General features: G+C 72.5%; 5 protein-coding genes. 1 reads left to right on the forward strand and 4 read right to left on the reverse strand.

Annotated features, from left to right (window positions below; genetic code table 11):
- Positions 1–238 precede the first annotated feature (238 nt).
- From D3105_RS36135 to leuS, 4 genes are all read right to left on the reverse strand, one after another.
- Complete coding sequence (locus tag D3105_RS36135; protein WP_118906098.1) at positions 239–916, reverse strand: ComEA family DNA-binding protein; 678 nt, start codon at positions 914–916, stop codon at positions 239–241.
- Between the two features lie 601 nt (positions 917–1,517).
- On the reverse strand, positions 1,518–2,363 hold the full coding sequence (locus D3105_RS30220; protein ID WP_118906099.1) for a DegV family protein: 846 nt from the start codon (positions 2,361–2,363) through the stop codon (positions 1,518–1,520).
- Between the two features lie 111 nt (positions 2,364–2,474).
- Positions 2,475–3,260 carry a hypothetical protein gene (locus tag D3105_RS30225; RefSeq protein ID WP_118906100.1) on the reverse strand — a complete coding sequence of 262 codons (786 nt, stop codon included), beginning with the start codon at positions 3,258–3,260 and terminating at the stop codon, positions 2,475–2,477.
- A gap of 161 nt (positions 3,261–3,421) precedes the next feature.
- Positions 3,422–6,295 (reverse strand): leucine--tRNA ligase, encoded by a 2,874-nt coding sequence (gene leuS / locus D3105_RS30230; protein ID WP_118906101.1) that lies wholly within the window; start codon positions 6,293–6,295, stop codon positions 3,422–3,424.
- Between the two features lie 586 nt (positions 6,296–6,881).
- On the opposite strand from leuS, the gene D3105_RS30235 reads away from it, so the two are divergent.
- A partial coding sequence (locus D3105_RS30235; RefSeq protein WP_118906102.1) for a hypothetical protein occupies positions 6,882–8,355 on the forward strand: 1,474 nt, incomplete at its 3' end.

The raw sequence follows: 8,355 nt of genomic DNA on the forward strand, positions 1-8,355 counted from the left end.
GGCGAGGGCCACGACGACCGCCCACCGCCCCGTCAAAGCCCCAGCGTCGCCGCCGCTGCCGCCCAGACCGCCAGGGCGGGCGGAACGAGCCGCAGATCCGTGGGGCCCTCCCGCCGAGGCCCCTTCCCCGCCGCGCCGGCATCCCCCTCCTCACCCGCATTTCCGGTGCTGTCACTGTCCAGGTCCCGGGAATCGGGCCGGGAATCGCCCCCGCAGTCGAGCCGGGCCTCAGGGCTGCTCATGGCCGTACCAACGGCTGGAGGTCGGCGAAGCGGCGGTCGCCGATCCCGTTGACCTGCCGGAGTTCGTCGACGGATCGGAAGCCGTTGTTCTCCGTGCGGTAGTCGATCATGTGCTGGGCCAGCACGGGCCCGACCCCTGGCAGGGTTTCGAGCTGCTCCGCGGTCGCCGTGTTGAGGCTCAGCGGCGCCGACGGCCCGGCCCCGCCCGCCGCACCGGCCGACCCGGACCCGACCCCGGTGCCTCCCGCCGTCCCGGTGACCGGCAGGCCCGGCGGAAGGCCCACGGCGACCTGCTCCCCGTCCACCAGGACCCGCGCCCGGTTGAGTCCCGTGACATCCGTACCGGCGCGCACACCGCCCGCTGCCTCGAGCGCGTCCGCCACCCGTGACCCCGCCGGAAGCCGACGGACGCCCGGCCGGTGCACCTTGCCGCTCACATCGACGACGATCTGCCCGCTCCCGTTCCCGCCGTTCCCGCCGGCAGCCGGGCGGGGAACCTGATCGCGGGCGCCGGACCGCAACGGATCCGGTGGCAGCGCGGGCGCCGCCGCTTCTTCCGCGACCGGTTCCGGCGCACGCACGGCCTGGGGCCGGACGGACCAGAAGTGCACGGTGGCGACGGCCACGGCGGCGAGCAGCACCAGGCCGAGCACCACCGGCGTCCGCGGTGCCATCCCGCACCGCAGCCGCACCCACAACGGAAGCCGCTCCCGGACGGCCGACACGAGACGACGCGCCCTCGACGTATCGACGGGCGCCTCCCCCACCGTCTCGGGCTGAGGCACGGGTGGTGTCGGTGCGGGCGCCCCCGCCGGCTCATGGCCCGCTACGGGCACGGCATCGCCCGCGAGTCCGGAGGCACCCGCCATCAGCGCATCCGCCCGGCGACGCGCGGCCGCCGACGCCAGGGCGGACCGCCCCCGCACGGACCGTCGCCCGCCGCGGCGCGGACCGGGACGGGCCCCGGGGCGCGCACCCGCCCGGCCGCTCGGGCGAGTGCCGGATCCGTACCGCGCCCGGGCGAGCGTGGACGGGGACGATGAATCAGAAGAGTCGGACGAGGACGCGGGAGTGAACGGAGCGTCGGGAGCCGACGCCCGAGAAGATCGAAGGGCCATGCCTCACGACGTTAGGCACATCCGCCGAAACCCGCTGAGCAGCACCGATTCCTGTGGACAGTCCGGCAGTTGTGGAAAACTCGGCCACTCCACGGAGTGAATCTCCCCTGCGGGATCAGCGCAGGCAGATCCCCGCACGCGGATCACCGCGGGGAGATCAGCGCAAGGAGATCACCGCGCCGAGCAGCCCCGGCCCCGTGTGCGCCCCGATCACCGCGCCGACCTCGCTGACGTGGAGGTCGACGAGACCGGGAACGCGTTCACGCAGCCTCTCCGCCAGGCGATCCGCGCGCTCCTGGGCGGCGAGGTGGTGGACGGCGATGTCCACCGGGGCCGCACCCGCCCGCTCGGCGACGATCTCCTCCAGGCGGGCGATCGCCTTGGACGCCGTCCGCACCTTCTCCAGCATCTCGATCCGGCCCCCGTCGAGCTCCAGGATCGGCTTCACCGCCAGCGCGGATCCCAGCAGGGCCTGTGCCGTGCCGATGCGACCGCCCCGGCGCAGATAGTCGAGCGTGTCGACATAGAAATACGCCGAGGTGCCCGCGGCCCGCTTCTCCGCCGCCGACACCGCCTCGTCCAGGCCGCCGCCCGCCTCGGCGGCCTCCGCCGCCGCGAGGGCGCAGAACCCCAGGGCCATGGCGACCATGCCGGTGTCCACCACACGTACCGGAACAGGGGCGTCCTTCGCCGCGAGCAGCGCGGCGTCGTACGTGCCCGAGAACTCCGACGACAGATGCAGTGACACCACCGCGTCCGCCCCGCCCTCGGCCGCCGCCCGGTAGGCCGCGGCGAAGACCTCGGGGCTGGGGCGGGACGTGGTCACGGAGTGGCGTTTCTGCAGAGCCAGGGCGAGCGAGCGGGCGGAGATCTCCGTGCCCTCCTCCAGCGCCCGGTCGCCCAGGACGACGGTCAGCGGCACCGCGGTGATGCCGTGCCGTTCCATCGTCGGGCGCGGCAGGTAGGCCGTGGAATCGGTGACGATAGCGACATGGCGGGACATGAGCCGGAGGTTACCTGGCGGGGTGGGAGTGCGGCAGCCCGGCCCCGGCCCTCTGATCATTCCTGGCCGCTTCGGAACGCATCCGTTCGGGCCTGAACCGACCCGCGTGCGTCAGTTCGTCGTTTCCGGCCGGGTGGACTTCTGCCAGGGGTAGGTCGTGCGCAGCCGCGGGTCCGGTGCGGTGATCGCCTGCGGACTCTCCTCGCGGGCCGGTCCGGACCACGCCTCGTCGGCCGTGCTGCCGCCGGCCGAAGGGTCTGCCGAGGCCGCCGGCTCCGGCCAGTCCGTCCCCGGGCCCCGGCCCGGCGTCGTGGCGGAGGCGCCCGCGCCGGACGTCTGCGACGACGGCTCGTCCACGGCCCAGTGCCGCAGCGCGCCGGCCTCGATGTCGATCTGCGCGTTCAGCGCGTCCAGGTCGTCGTCGGCGAACTGCCGCGCCCGGTCCCGCGCCGCCCAGCGCAGCGACTCCGCGGAGTGCGTGATCCGCTGCGTGCGCTCCCGCAGCTTGGGCAGCAGGCCCGCGACCGTCGCCCGGTCCGGCTCGCGCTCCAGCCTCTTCAGCTCGTCGTCCAGCTCCAGACCGTGGGCGCTCAGCCGCCGGAACAGGTCCACCGACTCCGCCAGCGAGGCGTCCTCGGCGACACCGGCGTGCAGGGCGTCCTGCGTGGCCCGCATCGAGGTGCGCAGGGAGAGCCGGAGCTGTGCGAGCTCGCCCGCGACACCGACCTGCCCGAAGCTCTTGGCCCGGAGCGTGGTGTCCTCCACCGTGCGCCGGGCCTGCGTGATCGTGCGGTCCACGCCCCGCTTGGCCGCGCCGACGGCCTTCACGGTCGCGTAGACGCCCAGCGCGACGAACGCGACCAGGAGCAACGCCAGGATCGTGAGCGCGGGTTCCATGAATGCCCCTCGGTGTCTCGATGCGGCCGCCGGTACCGGTCGCCCCCTCCACCGTAAACGGAACGGGCAGGCCGAGGGTTCCTTCGGAACCCCCAACCTGCCCGTAGGGGATGGCCCCCACCGCTCACAGGGCCGTCACACCGCCGCCGTCGGCGTCACCGTCACGCGGGGACGATGTTCACCAGCTTCGGCGCCCGCACGATCACCTTGCGGATGCCCGCCCCGCCCAGCGCCGCGACGACAGCCTCGTCGGCCAGGGCCAGCGCCTCCAGCTCCTCGTCCGTGATGGACGGCGAGATCTCCAGGCGGGCCCGGACCTTGCCCTTGATCTGGACGACGCAGGTGACGGTCTCGTCGACCACGTACGCCGGGTCGGCCACCGGGAAGTCCTGGTGGACGACGGAGTCGGTGTGGCCCAGGCGGCGCCACAGCTCCTCCGCGATGTGCGGGGCCAGCGGGGCGATCAGCAGGACCAGCCGCTCGGCGACCGAGCGCGACAGCGGGCCGCCGGCCTTCGTCAGGTGGTTGTTCAGCTCGGTGACCTTGGCGATGGCGGTGTTGAACCGCATCCCCGCCATGTCCTGGCCCACCCCGTCGATCGCCTTGTGCAGCGCGCGCAGGGTGTCCTCGCCGGGCTCCGTGTCGACGACGGTGACCTCGCCGGTCTCCTCGTCGACGACGTTGCGCCACAGCCGCTGCAGCAGGCGGTACTGGCCGACCACGGCACGCGTGTCCCAGGGACGCGACACGTCCAGGGGGCCCATCGCCATCTCGTACAGGCGCAGGGTGTCCGCGCCGTACTCCGCGCAGATCTCGTCCGGCGTGACCGCGTTCTTCAGGGACTTGCCCATCTTGCCCAGGACGCGACTGACCTTTTCGCCCGCGTAGTAGAACGCGCCGTCGCGCTCCTCCACCTCGGCGGCGGGGACGGCGATGCCCCGGCTGTCGCGGTAGACGAAGGCCTGGATCATGCCCTGGTTGTACAGCTTGTGGAACGGCTCGGCGGAGGAGATGTGGCCCAGGTCGTGCAGCACCTTGGACCAGAAACGCGCGTACAGCAGGTGCAGCACGGCGTGCTCGGCCCCGCCGACGTACAGGTCGACACCGCCGGTGGGCTGGCCCTCTCGCGGGCCCATCCAGTACTGCTCGATCGACGGGTCGACCAGCTGCCGGTCGTTGTTCGGGTCCAGGTAGCGCAGCTCGTACCAGCAGGAACCGGCCCAGTTGGGCATGGTGTTGGTCTCGCGGCGGTACTTCCGCGGACCGGCCCCGTCACCCAGGTCCAGCGTGACGTTGACCCAGTCGGCGTTGCGCGACAGCGGGGTCTCGGGCTGGGCGGACGCGTCCTCCGGGTCGAAGGTGCGCGGGGAGTAGTCCTCGACCTCGGGCAGCTCCAGGGGCAGCATCGACTCGGGCAGCGGGTGGGCGATGCCGTCCTCGTCGTACACGATCGGGAAGGGCTCGCCCCAGTAGCGCTGCCGGCTGAACAGCCAGTCGCGCAGCCGGAAGTTGACGGTGCCCTCGCCGACGCCGTGCTCCTGCAGCCACTCGGTGATCTTCGCCTTGGCCTCGACGACGCCCAGGCCGTCCAGCGAGATCTCGTCGTTGGCGGAGTTGACCAGCTTCGCGTCGTACGAGCTGAAGGCGTCGTCCCACGAGGCGGGGTCGGTGCCGCGGTCGTCGGAGGGCTGGACGACACAGCGCATGGGCAGCTCGAAGGCGCGCGCGAAGGCGAAGTCGCGCGCGTCGTGCGCCGGTACGGCCATGATCGCGCCGGTGCCGTAGCCCATCAGGACGTAGTCGGCGATGAAGACGGGAACCTTCTCGCCGCTGACGGGGTTGATGGCGTAAGCGCCGGTGAAGACACCGGTCTTGTCCTTGGCCTCCGCCTGCCGCTCGACGTCCGACTTGGCCGCGGCCTGCTTGCGGTACGCGGTGACGGCCTCGGCCGGGCTCGCGTGGCCGCCGGTCCACACCGGGTGGGTGCCCTCGGGCCAAGCGGCCGGAATGATCCGCTCGACCATGTCGTGCTCGGGCGCCAGGACCATGTACGTCGCGCCGAACAGGGTGTCCTGGCGGGTGGTGAAGACGGTGATGCCGCCTGCGGTGTCCACCGGGAACTCAACCCGGGCGCCCTCGGAGCGGCCGATCCAGTTGCGCTGCTGCAGCTTGATGGCCTCGGGCCAGTCCAGCCCGTCCAGGTCGTTCAGCAGCCGGTCGGCGTAGGCGGTGATGCGCATGTTCCACTGGCGCAGCTTGGCCTTGAAGACGGGGAAGTTGCCGCGCTCGGAACGGCCGTCGGCGGTGACCTCCTCGTTGGCCAGGACGGTGCCCAGGCCGGGCGACCAGTTCACCGGGGCGTCGGAGGCGTACGCCAGTCGGTACTGGCTCAGCAGGTCGGCGCGCTCGGTGGCGCTCAGCGCGCTCCACTCCCGGCTGTCGGGGGTCGCGCGCGTGCCGCTCTCGAACTGCTCGACCAGCTCGGCGATCGGGCGGGCCTTGTCGGCCTCGGTGTCATACCAGGAGTTGAAGATCTGCAGGAAGATCCACTGCGTCCACTTGTAGTACTCGGCGTCGATCGTCGCGAAGGAGCGGCGGTTGTCGTGGCCCAGTCCCAGCCGGCGCAGCTGGACCTTCATGTTCTCCATGTTGGCCTCGGTGGAGACCCGGGGGTGGGTGCCCGTCTGCACCGCGTACTGCTCGGCGGGCAGGCCGAACGCGTCGAAGCCCAGGGTGTGCAGCACGTTGTGGCCGGTCATCCGCTGGTGGCGGGCGTAGACATCGGTGGCGATGTAGCCCAGCGGGTGTCCGACGTGCAGACCCGCACCCGAGGGGTACGGGAACATGTCCATGATGAACTTCTTGGGCTTGGCGGCCAGCTCCGGGTCGCCCGCCAGGTCACCGGTGGGGTTCGGCGCCTCGTACGTCCCCTCCGCGTCCCAGAAGTCCTGCCAGCGTGCCTCGATGTCGGCGGCCATCGCCGCCGTGTAGCGGTGCGGCGCGGCCGTCTCGGCAGCGGAATTCGTCTCGCTCATGATCCTCAAAGCTCCATCGATCGTCATCTGCCGGGAAACGAAAAATCCCCTCGCACAGGAGGGGACGCCGCGCTGACTCCGACCAGGCGTTCTCACCGGTCGGGACTCTTCAGCGCGGCTCGCTAAGCAGAAGGCGTACGGCACGCATGGCGTCAGGGTACCGCACGGGCCCGGAAGGGAGCGGGGAGTAACCGGAGGGCGGACATCACCCGCACGAGCCCGGGTCCCCACCACCCGCACGACCGCTCGCGCGCCGCCTGCCGCCCACCCTTGCCCTCGCGCTTGCCTTCGCGCGCGACTCTCCGTAGTCGGAACATGGCGTTCCCGTGGCCGCTGCGTGCGTGCCGCGCGTACTTCGCATGAGGTTTTCGCGGAGCCCTGGGACGACCTCGGGGGCGGGGAGAACGCCCGGGAAGCAGGGGTTACTCCGCGTACCGACCTCTATCGGGGCAACCGAGCAAACCTCGTACTGGTTGGTACGGGGCGTCCTAGCATGCGGCAACGGGACCGCTTTGCCGAACTATTCGGAGTCGCCCCCATGAACCCTCATCGCAAGATCCGCGTATCCACCGGCATGAGCCCCGCAATGAGTCGGCCGGTACAGGGCGGCCTGACTGTCGCCGCGTTGGTCTTCGTCCCTCTGTTCGCCGTCGCAGGGAGCGACGAGCTGCGCGCCACCCTCGATTTCACCACCGGCGTCCTGTCGCTGGTGTCGCTCAGCGCTGCCGTCGCCTGGGGCCTGCTGGCCACGGACCGGCTGTTCCTCTCCACCCGTCAGCGCATCGTCTGCCAGGGCATCCACCGGGCCACCGCCATCGCCTCGCTCGGCTTTCTGCTGCTGCACGGAACCGTGAAGGTCGCCCTCGGGCATGTGGCGTTGATCGGCGCCCTCATACCCTTCAGCCTCGGCGTGACCGGCGCGGCGGGGCTGATCGGCTTCGGCTCGCTGGCCGGGCTGCTGATGGTCGTCACTGCCGCGACCGGCGCCCTCCGCAGCGCCTTCGCCCAGCCCTCCCCCAAGGCCGCCCGGCTCGGGCAGTCGCTGGGGTCGCCCCGGGACACGGGAGGCATCGCGGGCCGGTGGCGCGCCCTGCACGCGCTGGCGTATCCGGCGTGGTGCGCCGCGCTGATCCACGGCCTGTACGCGGGGCGCGCGCCTGCCACCTGGGTGGTCGTGATGTACGGGCTCTGCCTCGCCGGAGTGGCAGGGGCGCTGTGCCTGCGGCTGCTGCCGCGCCCGACGCAGCGGCGGATCGCCGACCGGGTCGCCGAACTGCTGGGCGAGGGGCCCCCGGCCGCCCCCGATCCGGTCCTGCGGGAGTCCTCCTCGGCTCCCGGCGAGCGCTGGTCCGATCCGGACGCCTGGAGCGAGCCGGACCGGGACGTACGGGGCACGCCGGTGCGCCCGCGCACGCTCTCGGCGCCGATACCCCCGGCCGCGCCCCCTCCCACGTCAATCCCCGGCACGCTGCACGAAGCGCCGACCGAGACGCTGTACAGCGGCCGGTCACCGCTGTACGAACCCCCGCTGTACGAGCCTCCGCCCCGCAGCGCCGACCGCATCGCCTTCGGCCCGCCGGAGGAGCGGCCGGACCCGGGGCGGACGAAGGCGGGGCCAGGGCCGGGAACGGGCATAACGGCCGGGTACCGCGCCGTCTCGCTCGGCGGCGGCCCGGCGGGCCCGTCGTCCCCGTCGGAGGCCCGTTGGCCCTCACCGTCCCCCGCCCCGCCCGGACAGGCGCACCACGGTCCGTCCCCGCAGGACCCGTCGGCGTACACCGCGCAGGAGCACGCGTACGCGACGTCCCCGTACGAAACACCGCAGCACGGCACACCGAGGTACGGGACCACGGGACCCGCCCGACCGAAACACGCCGCTCCGGAATCCGGCACGCCCGAGACCGGCACACCCGGGTCCGGCACACCGACGTACGTGACCTCGGAGTACGCCGGCGCACCGATCGCATACGACACCACCGCATCCGCTCCCCTCAGCTCCCCCTCGCCCTCCCCCGCTCCCTCCCCCTTCGCCGCGCCCCGTGCCGAACCGGGGGCCGGGC

The organism is Streptomyces globisporus (genome assembly GCF_003501885.1).
Classification (GTDB): Bacteria; Actinomycetota; Actinomycetes; order Streptomycetales; family Streptomycetaceae; genus Streptomyces; species Streptomyces globisporus_D.